Annotated in this window: 21 protein-coding genes; 10 read left to right on the top strand and 11 right to left on the bottom strand. The window is 59.9% G+C overall.

The genetic code is table 11. From position 1 onward, the window contains the following. Window positions 1–6 precede the first annotated feature (6 nt). The 4 genes from N2599_RS24740 to N2599_RS24725 all read left to right on the top strand — a co-directional run bounded on the left by N2599_RS24740 (window position 7) and on the right by N2599_RS24725 (window position 2,962). Window positions 7–1,107: a Gfo/Idh/MocA family protein gene (locus N2599_RS24740; protein WP_027510940.1), complete on the top strand. Its 1,101-nt coding sequence runs from the start codon at window positions 7–9 to the stop codon at window positions 1,105–1,107. 18 nt (window positions 1,108–1,125) lie between these two features. After that, entirely contained in the window at window positions 1,126–1,767 is a 642-nt protein-coding gene (locus N2599_RS24735) for a ThuA domain-containing protein (protein WP_027510941.1), read from the top strand. A 112-nt stretch (window positions 1,768–1,879) separates the two neighbouring features. Then, window positions 1,880–2,179: a hypothetical protein gene (locus tag N2599_RS24730; RefSeq protein WP_037142316.1), complete on the top strand. Its 300-nt coding sequence runs from the start codon at window positions 1,880–1,882 to the stop codon at window positions 2,177–2,179. Between the two features lie 102 nt (window positions 2,180–2,281). Next, entirely contained in the window at window positions 2,282–2,962 is a 681-nt protein-coding gene (locus N2599_RS24725) for a spermidine synthase (RefSeq protein ID WP_027510942.1), read from the top strand. Here N2599_RS24725 and N2599_RS24720 read toward each other — a convergent pair. Genes N2599_RS24720 through N2599_RS24710 form a run of 3 tightly spaced genes read right to left on the bottom strand, consistent with a single transcriptional unit; the run spans window position 2,959 to window position 6,060 of the window. Beyond that, window positions 2,959–3,759: an HpcH/HpaI aldolase family protein gene (locus N2599_RS24720; RefSeq protein ID WP_027510943.1), complete on the bottom strand. Its 801-nt coding sequence runs from the start codon at window positions 3,757–3,759 to the stop codon at window positions 2,959–2,961. The genes N2599_RS24725 and N2599_RS24720 overlap by 4 nt on opposite strands. A 19-nt stretch (window positions 3,760–3,778) precedes the next feature. Further along, complete coding sequence (locus N2599_RS24715) at window positions 3,779–4,639, bottom strand: sugar phosphate isomerase/epimerase family protein (protein WP_027510944.1); 861 nt, start codon at window positions 4,637–4,639, stop codon at window positions 3,779–3,781. A gap of 50 nt (window positions 4,640–4,689) precedes the next feature. After that, complete coding sequence (locus N2599_RS24710) at window positions 4,690–6,060, bottom strand: amidase (RefSeq protein ID WP_027510945.1); 1,371 nt, start codon at window positions 6,058–6,060, stop codon at window positions 4,690–4,692. A 227-nt stretch (window positions 6,061–6,287) separates the two neighbouring features. Here N2599_RS24710 and N2599_RS24705 point away from each other — a divergent pair, with 227 nt between their 5' ends. Together N2599_RS24705 and N2599_RS24700 are read left to right on the top strand one after the other, a co-directional pair. Then, the gene (locus tag N2599_RS24705; RefSeq protein WP_245209259.1) at window positions 6,288–6,602 is read left to right on the top strand and encodes a hypothetical protein; all 315 of its coding nucleotides are present in this window, start codon (window positions 6,288–6,290) and stop codon (window positions 6,600–6,602) included. 74 nt (window positions 6,603–6,676) lie between these two features. After that, entirely contained in the window at window positions 6,677–7,114 is a 438-nt protein-coding gene (locus N2599_RS24700) for a DUF1810 domain-containing protein (protein WP_027510947.1), read from the top strand. On the opposite strand, the gene N2599_RS24695 is transcribed toward N2599_RS24700, so the two are convergent. Together N2599_RS24695 and N2599_RS24690 are read right to left on the bottom strand one after the other, a co-directional pair. Beyond that, entirely contained in the window at window positions 7,111–7,299 is a 189-nt protein-coding gene (locus N2599_RS24695; RefSeq protein ID WP_027510948.1) for a hypothetical protein, read from the bottom strand. The two genes, N2599_RS24700 and N2599_RS24695, sit on opposite strands and share 4 nt — an antisense overlap. An 82-nt stretch (window positions 7,300–7,381) precedes the next feature. Continuing rightward, entirely contained in the window at window positions 7,382–8,005 is a 624-nt protein-coding gene (locus N2599_RS24690; protein WP_027510949.1) for a TetR/AcrR family transcriptional regulator, read from the bottom strand. Between the two features lie 128 nt (window positions 8,006–8,133). Here N2599_RS24690 and N2599_RS24685 point away from each other — a divergent pair, with 128 nt between their 5' ends. From N2599_RS24685 to N2599_RS24675, 3 genes are all read left to right on the top strand, one after another. Beyond that, window positions 8,134–8,352, top strand: coding sequence for a hypothetical protein (locus N2599_RS24685; RefSeq protein WP_027510950.1), 219 nt, complete (start codon window positions 8,134–8,136; stop codon window positions 8,350–8,352). 152 nt (window positions 8,353–8,504) lie between these two features. Further along, window positions 8,505–8,738 (top strand): type II toxin-antitoxin system Phd/YefM family antitoxin, encoded by a 234-nt coding sequence (locus N2599_RS24680; protein ID WP_311319508.1) that lies wholly within the window; start codon window positions 8,505–8,507, stop codon window positions 8,736–8,738. Between the two features lie 112 nt (window positions 8,739–8,850). Then, window positions 8,851–9,159, top strand: a complete 309-nt coding sequence (locus tag N2599_RS24675; RefSeq protein WP_244915001.1) for a type II toxin-antitoxin system VapC family toxin — start codon at window positions 8,851–8,853, stop codon at window positions 9,157–9,159. Window positions 9,160–9,168: 9 nt separating this feature from the next. On the opposite strand, the gene N2599_RS24670 is transcribed toward N2599_RS24675, so the two are convergent. Beyond that, a complete protein-coding gene (locus tag N2599_RS24670) occupies window positions 9,169–11,004 on the bottom strand; it encodes an ABC transporter ATP-binding protein (RefSeq protein ID WP_027510952.1) in 1,836 nt (611 codons plus the stop codon). Window positions 11,005–11,034: 30 nt separating this feature from the next. Continuing rightward, a complete protein-coding gene (locus tag N2599_RS24665; RefSeq protein WP_027510953.1) occupies window positions 11,035–12,231 on the bottom strand; it encodes an aminotransferase class V-fold PLP-dependent enzyme in 1,197 nt (398 codons plus the stop codon). Between the two features lie 102 nt (window positions 12,232–12,333). On the opposite strand from N2599_RS24665, the gene N2599_RS24660 reads away from it, so the two are divergent. Continuing rightward, entirely contained in the window at window positions 12,334–13,173 is an 840-nt protein-coding gene (locus N2599_RS24660; RefSeq protein WP_027510954.1) for an IclR family transcriptional regulator, read from the top strand. 11 nt (window positions 13,174–13,184) lie between these two features. Here N2599_RS24660 and N2599_RS24655 read toward each other — a convergent pair whose 3' ends face one another. From N2599_RS24655 to N2599_RS24640, 4 genes are read right to left on the bottom strand one after another with little or no spacing between them, the layout of a single operon-like run. After that, window positions 13,185–13,697, bottom strand: coding sequence for a RidA family protein (locus N2599_RS24655; protein WP_063829608.1), 513 nt, complete (start codon window positions 13,695–13,697; stop codon window positions 13,185–13,187). Window positions 13,698–13,717: 20 nt separating this feature from the next. Next, window positions 13,718–14,926, bottom strand: coding sequence for an amidohydrolase/deacetylase family metallohydrolase (locus N2599_RS24650; protein WP_027510956.1), 1,209 nt, complete (start codon window positions 14,924–14,926; stop codon window positions 13,718–13,720). Next, window positions 14,927–15,796 (bottom strand): ABC transporter permease, encoded by an 870-nt coding sequence (locus N2599_RS24645; protein WP_027510957.1) that lies wholly within the window; start codon window positions 15,794–15,796, stop codon window positions 14,927–14,929. Continuing rightward, window positions 15,796–16,737 (bottom strand): ABC transporter permease, encoded by a 942-nt coding sequence (locus N2599_RS24640; RefSeq protein ID WP_027510958.1) that lies wholly within the window; start codon window positions 16,735–16,737, stop codon window positions 15,796–15,798. Before N2599_RS24640 ends, N2599_RS24645 begins: the two co-directional genes overlap by 1 nt. Window positions 16,738–16,763 lie beyond the last annotated feature (26 nt).

Below are 16,763 nucleotides of genomic sequence, written 5' to 3'. Positions count from 1 at the left end.
GAATTCATGGAGAAAGTCGGCATCGGCATCATCGGATGCGGCAATATTTCGGGCGCATACCTCAAGGCCATGGCCTCGTTCCCGATCCTCGACATCCGCGGCCTCGCCGATCTCAACCAATCGCTGGCAGAGGCGAAAGCCGCCGAATTCGACCTTCCGGCAAAGAGCGTCGACGCGCTCTTTGCCGACCCGAAGGTCGAAATCATCGTCAACCTAACGGTGCCGAAGGCGCATGTGTCGGTCGGCCTGCAAGCGCTCGACGCAGGAAAACACACCTACTCGGAAAAACCCCTCGGAATTAATTTCGCGGAGGGGAAAAAACTGGCAGATGCTGCAAGATCGAAGAATCTTCGCATCGGTGCAGCACCCGATACCTTCCTCGGCGGTGGGCACCAGACGGCTAGAACCCTGATCGACCAGGGCGTGATCGGCCAGCCTGTTGGCGGCACGGCCACTTTCATGTGCCCCGGCCATGAGCGATGGCACCCGAACCCGGCCTTCTATTACGAGGTGGGCGGCGGGCCGATGCTCGATATGGGGCCCTATTACATCACAGACCTTGTCAATCTCTTCGGACCGGTGGCGCAGGTCGCGGGTTTTGCGACTGCGCCGCGCAAGGAGCGCGTCATCACCAGCGAGCCGCGCAACGGCGAGCGCATTCCCGTGCACGTGCCGACCCACGTCGCCGGCATCATGGCCTTTGCCAACGGTGCTGTCGTGCAGATCGGCATGAGTTTCGACGTTGCAGGACACAAGCATGTGCCGCTTGAACTTTATGGCACGGAGGGCACGCTGATCGTTCCCGACCCGAATCATTTCGGCGGCGAGGTCCAGTTCCTGAAAAAGGGCGGCAGCTTTGAGCCGCAGGAACTGACGGCGCCTTACGCGGACGGCAACTACCGCTCGCTCGGGGTTGCTGATCTCGCGCACGCCATCCGTTCGAACCGCCCGCACCGGGCAAACGGCAGCCTTGCGCTCCACGTTCTCGAAGTCATGGAGGCGTTTCACACCGCCTCCGAAACGGGCCGTACGGTGACGATCACCACCGAGACGGAGCGCCCGGCGCCGCTGTCGGACTCCCTTATCGATGGACGGTTGGGCAAGTAATATTCAGGAGGAAAGAACATGCGTGAAGCACTGATCGTCTGGGGCGGCTGGAGCGGCCACGAACCGCAGGAATGCGCGGCCATCATCAAGGACATGCTCGAAGAGGATGGCTTCAAGGTCTATGTCGAGCACAGCACCGAGGCCTTCGCCGACCCGTCGGTGCATGATCTGAGCCTCGTCGTGCCGATTGTCACCATGTCGAAGATCGAGAAGGAGGAGATCAAGAATCTCGCCGCTGCGATCGAAAATGGGGTCGGCATCGCCGGCTATCACGGCGGTGCGGGCGACAGCTTCCGTGAATGCGTCGAGTATCAGTTCATCATCGGCGGCCAATGGGTTGCCCATCCCGGCAATATCATCGACTACAAGGTCAACATCACCCGGCCGGACGACCCGGTGATGGAGGGGATTGCCGATTTTCCCTATACGTCCGAGCAATATTATATGCATGTCGACCCGTCGAACGAGGTGTTGGCGACGACGACGTTCACCGGCGATCACGCCTACTGGATCGATGGCGTAGTGATGCCTGTCGTCTGGAAGCGGAGATACGGCAAGGGCCGCGTTTTCTATTCCTCGCTCGGCCATCAGGCCAATGAATTCAGCGTGCCGCAGATGAAGTCGATCTTCCGCCGCGGTGCCAACTGGGCAGCACGCTGAACCCGCTGGATTTCAAGGCGAAGCGCTCCCGATCAAATGATCGAACAGCCCCGGAACAAATGGCCGTCTTCGCCGTTGTTGCCGCGTTGATCAGCTCGAAAGGAATTTGATCATGCGCACGATGATCGCGGTGACTTCGATTGTCTTTCTCGGCATCGCCGGTCCCGTGTTGGCGCAATCCAATATGGGTACAGACTATACCGGACGCATTGACGGTACGCCTCCTCTCGGCACTTCGCCGGAGAGCGCACCGGCGAATGCGTTCGTCATTCCGCTTGATCCGGTCGAGACCGGCAGCGTCGATGTCATCATACCGCGCGACGCCGGCACGACCGAGATCAATCGCTGCCCGCCGCCGAAGCGTGGCGCCGCGGCCAAGACAAGCCGCTACGGCCAAGCGTGCCGGCAATAGGAAAACAGCGGCGGCAACAGAGCCCTCACGTGAGATTTATATCTCCCCGGCATGCGTTTCATGTTAGGGGAGACCAAGAATTTCCGTGAGGCTGCGCCGCAGATGCTACCTTGGATACAGCTCGATTCCACGATCATCCCCGGGGAAGGGGGAGAATTGCGCCTGAAGCAGCGCGGCAACGAATTCTCCATCATGCTCGGGTCGAACGAGCTGATGAACAGCCGCCTCAGCGGATCCGAAGAAGCTCTGGCAACGCTTTCCTACGAGCGGATCAAAGACCACAAACGTCCGAAGGTTCTCATCGGCGGCCTCGGCATGGGCTTCACGCTGCGTGCCGCGCTCGCGGTCCTGCCGGCGGATGCAGAAGTGGTCGTCGCAGAGCTCGTTCCAGCCGTGGTTGCCTGGGCACGCGGCCCCATGGCTGACGTTTTCAAGGGATGCCTCGACGACCCCCGGGTCTTAATCCACCAAGGCGATGTCGGTGAAACGATCCGCTTGGCCAGAGCAGACTTCGACGCAATCCTGCTCGACGTCGACAACGGTCCCGAGGGGCTGACCCGGAAATCCAATGACCGGCTCTATGATTTCAACGGCCTGCGCGCGTCCCGCAACGCTCTGCATCCCGGGGGCATTCTCGCGGTCTGGTCCTCAAGCCCCGATCCGAGCTTCACCCGCAGGCTGCGCGACGCCGGCTTTTCTCCGGACGCCGTCAACATACGCGCCAACGGCAAACGCGGCGGCGCGCGGCACGTCATCTGGCTCGCCGTCAAGCAACTTGCCTAACCACTGACGGCAAACGACCGCGCCGCGGCAATCGCACTAGCAGCGCCGGCACGCAGTTGCGTCGTATCCGCGCTCGCAACAACAAGATCGCAACCGAGCTTCAGCAAACCGCCGGCACGTTTGCCATCACTGCCGAAGGCGCAGACGAACTTCTTGTGCGCACGGCACCGCGCGACAATGCGCGACAGCTCCTTGTCGATGTCATCGGTATCCGGCGCGAGCTTTTCGCCCTTTGAAAGCGCGATCGACAGATCGGAAGGCCCCACGAAAATGCCGTCGATGCCTTCAACACCGAGGATGCCGTCAACCGCATCGAGCGCTGCCCGCGTCTCCACCATGGCGATCGTCAGCGTCAACCGGTTGGCCGTGCGAAGATAGTCATCGCCCGAAAGCTTCATATGGTTAAGTGCCAGCGTTGGACCCCAGCTGCGCTCACCGAGCGGTGGGTACTTGGTGAACCTGACCAGAGCCTGTGCATCCGCGACCGAATTCACCATTGGCGCGATGATGCCGGTGCAGCCGGCGTCCAGCAGACGTGAAGCCGAAGCGAAATCGCCGACCGGAATGCGCGCAATCGCCGGCTTTCCGGCGGAACGGCATTGGGCAACGGCATTCGACGCCGAAGCCATGTCCCACATGCCGTGCTGCATGTCGAGAACGACGGCATCGAAGTCTTCCTGTGTCAGATGGTGAACGACCATCGGTTCGGGTATGCCGACCCAGGCGGAAACCAGGCCGCCGTGCCCGCCCGTCCTGATCCTGTCCGCAAAGCTGTCGATTGCCGATGTTTCCGTCATGCCATTCTCCGTTCACCGCTCAGGCGAGCGCGTGTTTGTTGGTCTCTTGAAATTCCTCGATGAAACTTCTCTGCAATAAAATGCCTTCCCACTCATCCCGGAAAAACGGTGAGTCGTAAATCAGCGTGAACGGCCCGGCATAAGCCGCATCGCTGCAGGCTTCCAGGCACCTGCTATAGTCGGCTGCATCCAGACCGGAGGCATTGTAATCCGCTTTCGCATGACAAAGCTCCGCGCGGCGCATGATATCGGCAAGGCCTGCATATTTTTCAGGCGCAGCCCAATTGCCGAGATCGCCGTTGAGCCCGACTCTGCCCTCCAACCCGTCCAGCAGCCAGTTCATCTGCTCAGGCGAAGGCAGAAGATCGAACCAGTTTTCGACAACGATGCGAACGCCGCTGCCCTCCGCTTCGTCGGCCAGCCACCTCAGATGCTTCAGCGCCCGGCTGAGATTTTCCTCGGTCGGCGGCTGCTTGCCGGCAATCACGCGCATGTTCTGCGCGCCGAGCGAAACCGCCCTTTCGATCCAGCCGGCCATCCATGCGGCATCGCGTTCGGCGTTATCTCGATGACCGGGATCGCCGTCTTCCAGCAGGAGCGTCTGACAGAATACGCCCGATGCCTCCATCGCACGGCCGAGGTCAGCGAGATAGCCTCTCTCAAGGCTCGGCAGATGAAAGGAGCAAACCTCGATCCGGTGAATGCCGCGCTCGGCAAGCTGCCTTGGCAGCTCGATCAGACAGGCCGCACCGGGGCCGTAGGGCTCCTTGCGCCCCGAACTTTTTTCCGGATCGGGACTGTAGGGATAAACCGCTCCAAGCATGCGATGCAGCGACCATGTGGAAACGGCAAAACGGCCATTCGGCAAAGCCTGTGCCATCAGTCTCCTCCTCGACTATCATGCATCCTAGGCAACAAAGCCTTGATGCTTCAAACGAAATCTCCGCGAATGACGGCTTCCGCAGAAAGTGCCGCACCAAGCAGCGCCTCGTCGCGATTGGCCGGGGCCGACAATAAGAATCCGACCGGCATCCCGGCATCACCGGTGCCGCAGGGGATCGAGACGCCACACCAGTCAAGGAAATTGCCGAGTGCCGTATTGCGCAGCGTTTTGGCATTCGTCGCAACGAAAAGATCGTCGTCCGTCTCCAGAGGCGCGATCGGCGGCGCCACGTGGGCGACGGACGGGAATGCAAGCAGCCTGTCGCCGATCAGCCGCTCGCTTTCAGCGATGAGCCGCGCGCGAAGGTCAAGGATCGCAATATAATCCGGCGTTGCGGTCTTCTCGCCAAGGCGCGTGCGCATGACGACGCGACGATCCATATCCGCAGCCTCCGGTCCAGCCAGGCGTTCGCGATGCAGCGCGAACGCTTCGGCGGTGACCAGCGCTCCGCACCGGGCCATCGAAGCCAATATTTCGTCGAAAGCGGGCATCGCCATGCGACTGATGATGGCGCCGGCCTTCGCCAGCCGTTCTACCGCCGCATCGAAGGCAGCCGCGACACCGTGCTCCACGCCGTCGAAGACCACATTTTGGGGAATGGCAACCTCAATGCCTTTCAGCGGGCGGGCACACACCTTAGATGCGGTCAGGCCGTGCATGGCAGCATCGATCCAGACGGCATCCTTGACCGTCCGACAGAGCGGTCCAAGTGAATCCAGGCTCTTTGCAAGGGGAAAGACGCCATCCATGGTATAGCGGCCGCGCGTTGCCTTGTAGCCCGCGATGCCGTTAAGGGCTGCCGGGATACGGACCGACCCTCCGGTATCGGTTCCCATCGCGACCGGCACGAGGCCGGCAGCGACAGCCACGGCCGCCCCTGAAGAGGAGCCCCCCGGGATGCGCGGCACATCGATGCCATGGGGGTTCTGCGGCGTGCCGTAATGCGGATTGATGCCGAGACCAGAAAAGGCGAATTCGCTCATATTCGTTCGCCCTATCGAAATCATTCCGGCACGCTTCAACGCTGTAACGATCGCCGCATCGCTTGCCGTCGGCGCAGCGCTCGTCAGCACTTTCGATCCGGCCGTCGTTGCAAGGCCTTCGATATCGAAGAGATCCTTCCAGGCGATCGGAATTCCGTCGAGCGCGCCGAGCGAGCGGCCGTCGCGAATACGACGTGAAGAGGCGCGCGCCTCTTCGACGGCGCGCTCCTTCAAAAGCACCGTGAAGATCGCCTTGTCCGGGTGTTTATCTATGCCCTCGAAGATCGACCGCACGATCTCGACCGGATCAGCAGCGCCGCTCTGAATGAGAACCGAGAGTTGCGCGACAGTCATCGCGCCGAATGGCTTGGTCATGGGAGAATCCGCAAAAGCATCGTCTCCCTTGACCTATCGCGGATCGCCGCCGCGGACCAGCCTGTTTACACGGCATCCGCGATTGGTCTGATTTTCTGAACAGTGAGTTTGCAGATCGGCTCTTCAACTCTGCCCCTTGGAAGACCACATGCACCCGACGCGCAGGAACCCCACCGGCCATCTTATTTTGATCCGCCCGGTCCTGCTGTGCCGCAGGAGTAATAAAAATGACGCATCACGATATTTTGAACCCGAGCCGCAATGATATGGTGGCGCACCACGCAAAGCATGACGAGGCCGCCGGCGAAGGTGAGCTGGATTATGTGCAACATCTCAACGCGCAGAAGCTCACTTTGGGTGAACGGATGCTTGTCGTCGGCGCCTTGGTCCTTCTCGGCGTTGCCGGATTGACCGCGCATCTCAGTTCTTCTGTATCGCCTGAGGTGACCGGTGCCATTGCTGCGCCTCAACCTGTTACGTCGCCTCACAACAGCTTGGACCATTGCCGCGAATACAGTCCATACGCTGAAAAGAGCTGCTGACCGGATCGACCTTGCTTGCTGGGCGTGGAAATCTGCCACCTTCAATGCGTTAAGGACAGGAAGGAAAAGAAGCCATGGCAGGTGAGATCGATTACAATCTCGAGCGCTTCATCAATGCACAGAACGGCATTTATGATCAGGCGCTGGAAGAACTTAGGTCAGGCCGGAAGCGTTCGCATTGGATGTGGTTCATTTTCCCGCAGATCGCCGGGCTTGGCTCATCGGCGATGGCTGAGAGATATGCAATCCGCTCCGCCGAGGAGGCTGCCGCCTATGTGGCAGATCCCATTCTGGGTTCCCGGCTCATTCGCTGCGTCCAAGCGATCCTCTCGGTCAAAGACCGCACGGCGCACGACATTCTCGGGTCCCCGGACGATCTCAAGCTTCGCTCTTCACTGACGCTTTTTGCAGCCGTGAGCGACCAACGCTCACCGTTTCATGAAGCAATCGATCATTTCTATGGCGGAGAATTCGACGAGCGGACGATCGAAATCCTCAATACCGCAGCTTAGCTGCCGGGAGAGCGTTCCAGCGCTGCAATCTCTTCGGAGATTTCATTGAGGCGCTCGCGCAGGTCGGATTGCGTGCCGTCCTCGAGTTCTTCCTCGCCAAAACAATTGCGCGCATCATGGAGCTCGAGCTTGGCTTCCAGCTCAGCGCGCTTGGCATACAGACGATGGAGATAGGTGTAGTTCATATCTTTACCACCTCCGATATTGCCTTCCCCATCAAGTGGGAAAACGAACTCGAAAATGGAAGGTTCCGATACAGCCGTTAGGTTAGCAGAGTGATGCAATTGCCGCTTTGCAGGCTTTTGAAAAGTGGCTGCAGCAACCGTCGCTGCCCATCGCCTGCCGGGTAACGCGGGCGCCTTCCAAAAGAAGTGTCAAAGTATCGGCAAGAAGCTGGGGCTCGCGAGCCCCAGCGGAGGAACAGAGTTTTTCAAGGCGCTGACGCTGCTCGGCCTTGTGGCGTTCGATCACCTCCTGGGCGGGGTGTCCCTCGCCCTTCAGTTCAATTGCCGCATTGGCAAGATCGCAACCGGCCGGCTCGCCATTCAGACACTCGGCCCGCGCCTGAACCCATGCGTCGAGCTGCGCCCGTGGGTTGCCCGGATGCGCCGCCTCGAGATCACGCCAGATCGCTTCGGCCTTTTCCGAGGCGCGGCGCAGCGTCTCACAGACGAGCTCGTCCTTCGAGCCGAAATGCCGGTAGAGCGTCATCTTGTTGGTGAGCGCCGCATCGGCAATCGCATCGACGCCGATGCCGCGGATGCCATGCTCGCGGAACAATTCCGAAGCCGTCGAGACGATACGCTCCCTCGGCGGGATTTTCACGTCTGTCAGCACCTGGGAGATTTCATGCGAAGTTTGGGAGTTTTTTACGGACGAAGTCCTTGACATCGATGTGACCGATCGGTAACAAATGCATTGTTACTTACCGGTAACACCGCTGATCGTACAAGTCAATGCCGAGAGGGCTGGCGGCATCAGCGGAACACGGGCGACTGCCCACGAAAGGAGGACGAACCATGAGAAAGACCAGTGACCTCACGATATCCGAAGCCCTTCGCGACCCGCTGATCGCCATGGTGATGCGCGCCGATGGCGTGAAGCTTGACGATTTCAGGCAACTCCTGGAGACGGCAGCCGGCAAACGTGAGAAGAATACCGCCAAAGTCGGCGGCTTCATCAACGCGATCGCCAATCGCGCCGGCGTGAACCCGACGACGGTTTCCTGCTTCTGCTGACTTCCCGGGGACATTTCCCTGCCCCGTGCGAGAGCTGCCGCCTCCCCCCAACGGCGGCTTTCGCTGTTTTTACGCCACAATCGGCGCAGCACGTCATTACAGCCAGGCACATTTTCGCATAATGTGACTACCTAGATAGTCATAAGGAATCGATGATGACCAAGGTCAACTTGGCGGATGTGAAGGCACATCTGAGCGAACTGGTCCAGCGCGTCGAGGCGGGCGAGACCGCAGATTTTGAAACGCGGCAAACCGGTCGCAGAGATCGTCCCGATCCAAAAGCCAAAGAGCAAATGAAGGCCTTAACGGCCTCCATGAGTCAATCGGCAGAGCCGGTCGATTCGGATGCATTCATACGAACGCTTCGCGATAACGCGCGTTATTGATGTTCTACGTCGATACCTCTGTTCTTATAACAGTATTTTCCCCGGAGACGCAGACGACGCGCGTCCTCGAATGGCTGAGCCGAAACCGTGACGCATCGATATCGATAAGTGATTGGACCATCACAGAATTTTCCTCTGCAATGAGTTTGAAAATCAGAAATTCGATGCTGATCCAAGACGACCGAACCAAGCGCTCAAGGTCTTCAAGGAATTTCGCGAGAGTATATTCGAATGCCTGGAAGTTCCAAGAGGCTGCTTCATCGAAGCCGCCCGTCTTTCCGACCGTCATGACACTAGCCTGCGCTCGGGCGACGCGTTGCATATGGCCGTCGCCCACCATTATGGACTAACTCTGCTCACCCGCGACAAAGGGCTTGCAAAGGCTGCCGCAGTCATTGGTGCTCAGCATCAATTGATTTAGGGGCCGGACCTACATCGCTACCAGATGCCCGGGCGAAACCTCATGGTACTCCAGCGGCACGATCTTGTAATCCACCGGCCGGATTGGGCTTTTGATTTCGTCATTGGCCGCCGCCCGCTTCTCACGCCGCCGGTCCGGATCGGGCACTGGGACGGCGGACATCAGCTTCTTCGTATAGGGATGCTGCGGATCGCCGAAAACCGCAGCACGTGGTCCAATCTCAACGATCTCGCCCAGATACATGACGGCGACACGGTGGCTGACGCGTTCAACGACGGCCATGTCATGCGAGATGAACAGGAAGGCAAGTTTGAGGCTCTGCTGCAGGTCGAGCATCAGGTTGATGACCTGCGCCTTGATCGAGACGTCGAGGGCCGAGACGCTTTCGTCGGCGACAATGACCTTCGGATCGAGCGCCAGCGCTCGGGCAATGCAGATGCGCTGGCGTTGGCCGCCGGAGAACTCGTGCGGAAAGCGCGACGCCATGTCGGCTGAAAGGCCGACCTTTTCCAAAAGGTCGGCGACTTTTTCCTTCGCCTGCTTTGCCGTTCCCATCTTGTGTTCCAGATAAGGTTCGGCGATTGCCGCGCCGACGCGGATACGCGGATTGAGGCTGGCAAAGGGATCCTGAAAGATCATCTGCACGGTCTTGCGCATCTCGCGCATGCCATGCTTGTCAAGCGCCAGCACATCCCTGCCGTCCGCCTTCACCGACCCGCTCTGCGGCTCGATCAGCCGCATGATGGCGCGACCGGTCGTCGATTTTCCGCAGCCGGATTCGCCGACCAAAGACAGCGTCTCGCCGGCACAGAGATCGAAAGAGACATTTTCGACCGCATGCACCCGCCCCGTCAGGCGGCCGAAGAGGCCCGAATGGATGTCGAAGCGCTTGATGAGGTTCCTCACCTCCAGAATGGGCCTCGATGAAGCAGCAACCGTATCGCCGACTTCCACCGGTATGTCCGATTCGCCCGTCGCCACATTGACGACGGGGAAGCGCAGCGGTCTTTCGTGTCCGCGCATCGAGCCCAGCACCGGAACGGCGGAAAGCAGCGCGCGCGTATAAGGATGCCGGCCGCGATGGAAGATGTCGGCCGTTGGACCGGTTTCCACCTGCTCGCCGCGATACATCACCACGGTTCTGTCGGCGATTTCGGCAACGACGCCCATGTCGTGAGTGATGAAGAGAACGGAGGTTCCTTCCTCATCCTGCAGCATCTTGATGAGATCGAGGATTTGCCCCTGGATGGTGACGTCAAGCGCCGTGGTCGGTTCGTCGGCGATCAGGAGCCTCGGCTTGGAGGCAAGCGCCATCGCGATCATCACACGCTGGCGCATGCCACCGGAGAAACGATGCGGATATTCATCGAAACGCGAGGCGGCGGAAGGAATGCGGACCTTTTCCAGGAGCCGGACCGTTTCGGCCCGCGCCTCCGCCCTCGACATCGCCGAATGGCAAAGCAATGCTTCAGAAATCTGGTCGCCGATCGTAAAGAGCGGGTTGAGGCTCGTCATCGGCTCTTGAAAGATCATCGCCACGTCATTGCCGCGCACCTGCCGCATCGCGTTTTCCGGAAGCGCCAGCAGATTGCGGCCGCCAAGCATGATCTTACCTTCGATCCGGCTCGTTTCCGGCTGCAGAAGCCGCATGATCGACAACGACGTGACGCTCTTGCCGGAGCCGGATTCGCCGACAATTGCGACCGTTTCACCCGGCGCAATGTTAAAGGAAACATCGCAAACGACAGGCCTCCACTCGCCATCGACCAGAAACGATGTCGTCAGGTTCTCGACCGAGAGAACGGGCTCTGCGCCTTGCATCGTCTGTGCCGGAAAGCTTGCCATATCCAATTCCTCTTGAATGCTTGAAAGAGATTAATCCGGCCAGCGCAACACGCCGTCGAACCGGCGCTTGCTGCGGTTTTCGATAGGCGTTGCAATGATCTCGTTGGAGGCACGCGCCTTGTCCAGTTCTTCGGCCAAGCGGATCGCAACGAGCTTTTCCTGGCCTGGGTGCAGGTTGCAGGGATCGAGATAAAAATACTGATGCTCGACCTCGTGGTCGCGCACGATGATCGGCGGCGTCCCGCGCGCCAGAGCGTCGGCCATATCCCAGGCGGTGATGTGAGCTTCCTCCGGTTTCAGGATGACGCGCATGCGGTCGAGCGGATTGTTGGTCGGATCGGGCTCGATCAGTGCGGTCACGCCGGGACGACCCTCCAGCGTCTGCCTCCAGAGATCGAGGTAGCCTGCCTCGCGCTCGCGGATGCCGGCGTGGTCACGTTGTTCCCATGCCTCCAGGGCCGCCATGACGCCGAAGATGCTTTCCTTGCCGACCTTCATCCCGCGGCCGATGCCCATGTTCTGCAGGAAGGCGCTACGCACCAGTTCCTTCCTGCCGGCGACGATGCCGGAGGTCGGGCCACCCAGAAACTTGTGACCGGAATAAAGCGCGACATCCGCACCCTGCTCCAGGAAAATCCGCAGGTCGTATTCGGATGCTGCATCGACGATGACCGGCACGCCCTTAGCATGGGCGATCTCGACGAACTCCTTAAGGTTCAAAAGGCCGTAGTCGACGACATGGTGTGAAACGACATAGACGGCTGCGGCGGTTTTTTCGGTGATCCCATTTTCCATGTGGAAACGGTGCGTCGACGTCGCCTGGCCGACCAGCACCACCTTGGCGCCAGCAAGGCGGATCGCCTGGTCGACCGGTGCGCCATAGCTCACCACATGGCCCATCTGCACGAGAACCTCGTTTTTTTCCGGCGCCACATCCGGCAGTTTCTCGATCGCAAGAAGGTTGTTGCCGGTCATAGTGCCCGCAACAGCCAGCGAAATGCCAGCCGAGCAGGATGCGGTCACGAAGCCGGCTTCGGCGCCCGTCAACCGGGCGATGACAACGCTTGCCTTGCGCTGCAGATCGTTGATTTCGACAAACTGCGGCAGGATCGACGACATTGCCGCGATTGCCTCGGGAACGACGATCGATGCGCCGAGGCTGGTCATCGTGCCGGAAACATTGATGACCGGACGAAGGCCGATCGACGTGCGAATGTCATCAGACATGTGTATCTCCAAAATTGGTGGCGAGATGGCGAGTATTGCAACTTGCACGCACGGCGGCTATGCCATAGTAATGTAATAGACTCATGCCCGCATGCGAGGAACGTGGAATTGGACGGCAAGACATCATCAATAGTTTACTCCGAAGACGAGGCCCCTGTTGAAGAGACGGGTGGCAGAGGCGCGCGCCGCTCGCGGGTAAGCGGCATCGACCGCGCGCTGCAGGTGATTGATTACCTTTACGAAACCGGCTCCCCGACGGGGGTCTATGCAATCGCCAAGGCGGTGAAGGCGCCGCTTTCGACCGTTTACGTCATCGTCGACGATCTGGTCGAAAAGAACATGCTGACGCGCAATGGCGACGGCACGATCTGGCTCGGCTCGCGGCTCTACCACTACGGCCTGGCCTACGCCCGATCGCTGGATTTTATGAGTGTCGCGACGCATGAGATGCACGATCTTTGCCGTGAAGCGGGCGAAACCGTTCAGGTTTGCGGCCGCGACGGCGACTATATGCTCGTTCTCGCCATGGCCGACGGTCCGAGTCATTTCCAGGTCGCCTCGCGCGTCGGTACCCGCGTTCCGCTGAACTGGACCGCATCCGGCCGCCTGCTTGTCGGCAATCTGCCGGAAGAGGAGCGCGTCGAACTTTTCAAGCGCTGCGCCAAATCTTCGCCGACCGGCCGCGCCCAGATGGACCCTGGCGTGCTTTCCGCCGCCGCCGGCGCGGCGTTCCAGTCCCGCCTGTCGATCCAGGCTGGTGAGTCCGACTATGCAGTTGCCTGCATCGCCTCGCCGATCTGTGACGGCAATGGTCAGTGCGTCGCGACCATTTCCATTGTCCTTCCCGAACAGAAGGCTTTTTCCGACGAAAACCGCTATACCGCGCATGTGCGCGCATCGGCCGAACGCATCGAAAAGATCATGGGCTGGCGCAACCACTAGGCTTTCCTTCCTCAATCGCGCAAGGCGACGATCGCCTCGATTTCGACCGTGATGTTGCCGGGCAGCGAGCCGAATCCGACCGCCGAACGGGCATGACTGCCGGTCTCTTCTCCAAAGACGTCGACGAAGAGATCCGAGCATCCGTTGATGACGCTCGGATGGTCTCCAAACTGGGGCACGGCGTTGACCATGCCAAGCAGTTTCACGACACGTTTCACACGTGAGAGATCGCCAAGCGCGTCATGCATGACGGCAAGGAGATTTATGCCGGTCAGCCGTGCATGTTTGTAGGCATCATCGATGCTGATTTCAGCACCGACCTTTCCCGAATACAGGAAGCCGTCGGCCTTGCGCGGTCCCTGGCCGGAGAGGTAGAGAATATTGCCTTCCTGCACATGCGTCACGAAATGGGCGATCGGCGGCGGCGCAGGTGGGAGTTCGATACCGAGCGCGGCGAGCCTTTCATAAGGCGAGCTTGCCGGCTTGGCGGTAGCTGGAGACGTGTTCACGCAAACTCCTGTCATGCGAATTTCTGTTCTGGCTCTTAGCGGTAGGAATAACCGTGGCTGTGGCGCACGAGCTTGCGGGCCCGCGGAATGTAACGGCTTGCGGCAACCGCCTCGCTGCCGATCACCGCATAGCGGGGCTCGAACAGCGTCTTTAGGACGGAAACGTCACCGTTGGAATCGGTCGCTTCGATATCTGAATCGACAAGATCGAAGATCGTGAAATCGGCGCGCTGGCCGACGGCAAGCCGATTTTCCATCGAAAGCTTGATGACGGAGGCGGGCGCATGCGTGACCGCTTCCACCACCTTGTCGAAGGGCATGCCGACGGAAAGCAGCTTCGACATGGTCGTCGCCAGATCCCAGACCGGAAAGTTCATCGAATGGCCATGCAGGTCCGTCGAGATCGAGAAGGGCAAGAGGCCGCGCTTGATTGCCGCTTGCGCTACTTTGAAGGAGAAGGAGGCACCGCCATGGCCGATGTCGAGGCGGATGCCCTCGCCCGCGCAGCGCTCCGCGAGATCGAAAAGGTCCTCGTCTTCCGTGATGCTCGAACCGGCCTTGCCGTTGAAGCAGTGGGTGATGACGTCGCCCGGACCGAGTATCTCCAGCACCTCATCGTAAAGCGCCGGCGGCTCGCCGACATGCACCATCATCGGTACCTTGAGGATCTTGGAGATCTTCTTGCCCAGCTTGACCGGCGTCACACCCCATGAACCGGTGATGACGTGGCTGGCGCGCACCTTGATGCCGACGATATGGTCGCTGTTTTCGGCATAGCATTCGAGGATGCGGTCAAGGTCGATATCACGGATGTCGCGCAGTTCGGCGACGCGGTTGCAGGCGACGAGACCAATCGAACCGAGGTTCAGGAAGGCCTTGATGCGCTCGCGTGACGGTTCGATGATGTATTCGCGAAAACCATGAAAATTGGCTTCGCCGGCAGAGCCTGCATCGACCAGCGTCGTTACACCGCGCTCGGCGCCGCATTCGGACGGACGGATCGAGATATCCGTACCGCCATGCCAGATATGAACATGCAGATCTACCCAGCCCGGCGAAATCCAGGCGCCCTGACCATCGACGCGGACCGCGTCCTCTGAGACGGAGAGTTGTGGACCGACCTGCGCGACCTTGCCATCGCCATCGACCAGGATGTCGATGGCGCCACCTGGGCTCACAGCACCGAAAGCCATCGGCTTCACATTGGCGAGGAGGAGCGGTTTGCTCGCTTTATCCCCAGTCATTCAAAGGTCCTTTCGAAGTTTTGGATCGAGCATGTCGCGCAGCCCGTCGCCGACCATCTGCAGCGAGAGCACGGAAAGGATGATGGCGACGCCCGGAAACAGCGTCATCCAGTCGGCCTGGCCGATATATTGGCGGCCGGCGGCGATCATCGTTCCCCAGGTCGGAATTTCCGGGCTGACGCCGAGACCGAGGAAGGAAAGCCCCGCCTCGGCCAGCATGGCGCTGGCAAAGAGGAAGGTCCCCTGCACCAGGATCGGCGAGAGCAGATTGCGCAACACATGCCGGGTCATGATGTGAAAGGTCGAAATTCCAAGCGCCTGCGCCGCCTCAACGTAAGGCAGTTCACGAATGACCAGCGTCGACGCGCGGACGATACGCGCCAGGCGCGGCGAATAAACGATCGACAACGCGACGATGACAGTTGTCAAAGATGGTCCAAGGGCCGCGACCAGCGCGATCGCCAACAGAATGTCCGGAAAGGCCATCATCGCGTCGATCAGCCGGGCAATCGGCGTGTCGAATTGCTTGAAGAAACCGGCGAGCAGACCGAGGGTCACGCCGATCAATGCCGAGAGTACGACGACGGCAGCACCGACGAGCAGTGACAGGCGCCCCGCAAAGATCGTTCGCGAGAAAACGTCGCGGCCGAATTCGTCCGTTCCAAAGAAGAATATCTCGCTCGGCGGCTTCAGCCGGTTAACGATCGAAAGCTTGGAGGGCGAGTAAGGGGTGAGCCATGGCGCAAAGATCGCCAACAGTACGAAGATCGTAAGAACCAGCACGCCGAATGCGACGGTCTTGCGCTTCAGGAACCGGCGGATGAACTTGCTGCCTTCGCTCTTCGCGGGTCTTGCGGCAATATCGGCCATTAGTAACGCACCCTCGGATCGATCAGAAGATAGAGCATGTCGATCGCAAAATTGATCAGCACATAGAGCGCTGCAATGATGAGCAGCGCGCCTTGAATAACCGGATAGTCGCGGCGAAGGACTGCCGAGACGACCAGATTGCCGACACCTGGAAGGCCGAAGACCGTTTCGGTGACAACCGCGCCTGAAATCAGCACCGCCGCCGTCAGCCCGATAACGGTCAGGATCGGGATCAGCGCGTTTTTGAGCGCGTGCTTGAGGATGACGCGGCGCTCGATCAGGCCCTTGGCGCGCGCCGTGCGGATATAGTCGTCGCCGAGCACGTCGAGCATGGAGGCGCGTGTGAAGCGCAAGATCAGCGCCGAGGAAACGATACCGAGCGCAAAGGCCGGCAGCGTCAGATGATACATGCGCACAAAGAAGCCCGCACCCGGCCCGCCATAGCCCGAAACCGGGAAGAAATTGAAGCGCACGGCGAAAAACTGCATCAAGATCAGGCCGAGCCAGAAGCTTGGAATGCTTGCCGCAAACATCGCAACTGTCGTAGCCGCCTGATCGACGAAGGAGCCCCGGCGATAGGCGGCGTAGATGCCGATCGGCAGCGCGATGATGCAGGCGATGGCAAGCGAAAACAGCGTCAGGAAGAAGGTCGGCTCGGCGCGGTCGAGAAGGGCTGCCGTCACTGGCATGTTCAGGAAGATCGATTGCCCGAGGTCGCCTCTCAGGAGCTGTCCGATGTAGTAGACATATTGTACCAGGAGTGGCTGATCGAGCCCGAGCCGGCTGCGAAGCTCGACGACGTCCTGAGGCGTTGCATCAGGGCCTAGCATGACAGCTGCCGGATCGCCTGGTGTCACGCGCACGATGACAAAGACAATCGTGACTACGAGGAACATCACGACGATCATCCCGAAGAGGCGCTGGAGGATGTAGCGTATCATTAAGTCTTTCCCGATGCCCGGCGGGG

The organism is Rhizobium sullae, assembly GCF_025200715.1.
Classification (GTDB): Bacteria; Pseudomonadota; Alphaproteobacteria; order Rhizobiales; family Rhizobiaceae; genus Rhizobium; species Rhizobium sullae.
This window is presented reverse-complemented; position numbering and strand designations above follow the sequence as displayed.

Bases quoted from the DNA above. Each gene is read 5' to 3' on its own strand.
- N2599_RS24740 (WP_027510940.1), top strand. From the start codon at position 7: ATGGAGAAAGTCGGCATCGGCATCATCGGATGCGGCAATATTTCGGGC.
- N2599_RS24735 (WP_027510941.1), top strand. From the start codon at position 1,126: ATGCGTGAAGCACTGATCGTCTGGGGCGGCTGGAGCGGCCACGAACCG.
- N2599_RS24730 (WP_037142316.1), top strand. From the start codon at position 1,880: ATGCGCACGATGATCGCGGTGACTTCGATTGTCTTTCTCGGCATCGCC.
- N2599_RS24725 (WP_027510942.1), top strand. From the start codon at position 2,282: ATGCTACCTTGGATACAGCTCGATTCCACGATCATCCCCGGGGAAGGG.
- N2599_RS24720 (WP_027510943.1), bottom strand. From the start codon at position 3,759: ATGACGGAAACATCGGCAATCGACAGCTTTGCGGACAGGATCAGGACG.
- N2599_RS24715 (WP_027510944.1), bottom strand. From the start codon at position 4,639: ATGGCACAGGCTTTGCCGAATGGCCGTTTTGCCGTTTCCACATGGTCG.
- N2599_RS24710 (WP_027510945.1), bottom strand. From the start codon at position 6,060: ATGACCAAGCCATTCGGCGCGATGACTGTCGCGCAACTCTCGGTTCTC.
- N2599_RS24705 (WP_245209259.1), top strand. From the start codon at position 6,288: ATGACGCATCACGATATTTTGAACCCGAGCCGCAATGATATGGTGGCG.
- N2599_RS24700 (WP_027510947.1), top strand. From the start codon at position 6,677: ATGGCAGGTGAGATCGATTACAATCTCGAGCGCTTCATCAATGCACAG.
- N2599_RS24695 (WP_027510948.1), bottom strand. From the start codon at position 7,299: ATGAACTACACCTATCTCCATCGTCTGTATGCCAAGCGCGCTGAGCTG.
- N2599_RS24690 (WP_027510949.1), bottom strand. From the start codon at position 8,005: ATGTCAAGGACTTCGTCCGTAAAAAACTCCCAAACTTCGCATGAAATC.
- N2599_RS24685 (WP_027510950.1), top strand. From the start codon at position 8,134: ATGAGAAAGACCAGTGACCTCACGATATCCGAAGCCCTTCGCGACCCG.
- N2599_RS24680 (WP_311319508.1), top strand. From the start codon at position 8,505: ATGATGACCAAGGTCAACTTGGCGGATGTGAAGGCACATCTGAGCGAA.
- N2599_RS24670 (WP_027510952.1), bottom strand. From the start codon at position 11,004: ATGGCAAGCTTTCCGGCACAGACGATGCAAGGCGCAGAGCCCGTTCTC.
- N2599_RS24665 (WP_027510953.1), bottom strand. From the start codon at position 12,231: ATGTCTGATGACATTCGCACGTCGATCGGCCTTCGTCCGGTCATCAAT.
- N2599_RS24655 (WP_063829608.1), bottom strand. From the start codon at position 13,697: ATGACAGGAGTTTGCGTGAACACGTCTCCAGCTACCGCCAAGCCGGCA.
- N2599_RS24650 (WP_027510956.1), bottom strand. From the start codon at position 14,926: ATGACTGGGGATAAAGCGAGCAAACCGCTCCTCCTCGCCAATGTGAAG.
- N2599_RS24645 (WP_027510957.1), bottom strand. From the start codon at position 15,796: ATGGCCGATATTGCCGCAAGACCCGCGAAGAGCGAAGGCAGCAAGTTC.
- N2599_RS24640 (WP_027510958.1), bottom strand. From the start codon at position 16,737: ATGATACGCTACATCCTCCAGCGCCTCTTCGGGATGATCGTCGTGATG.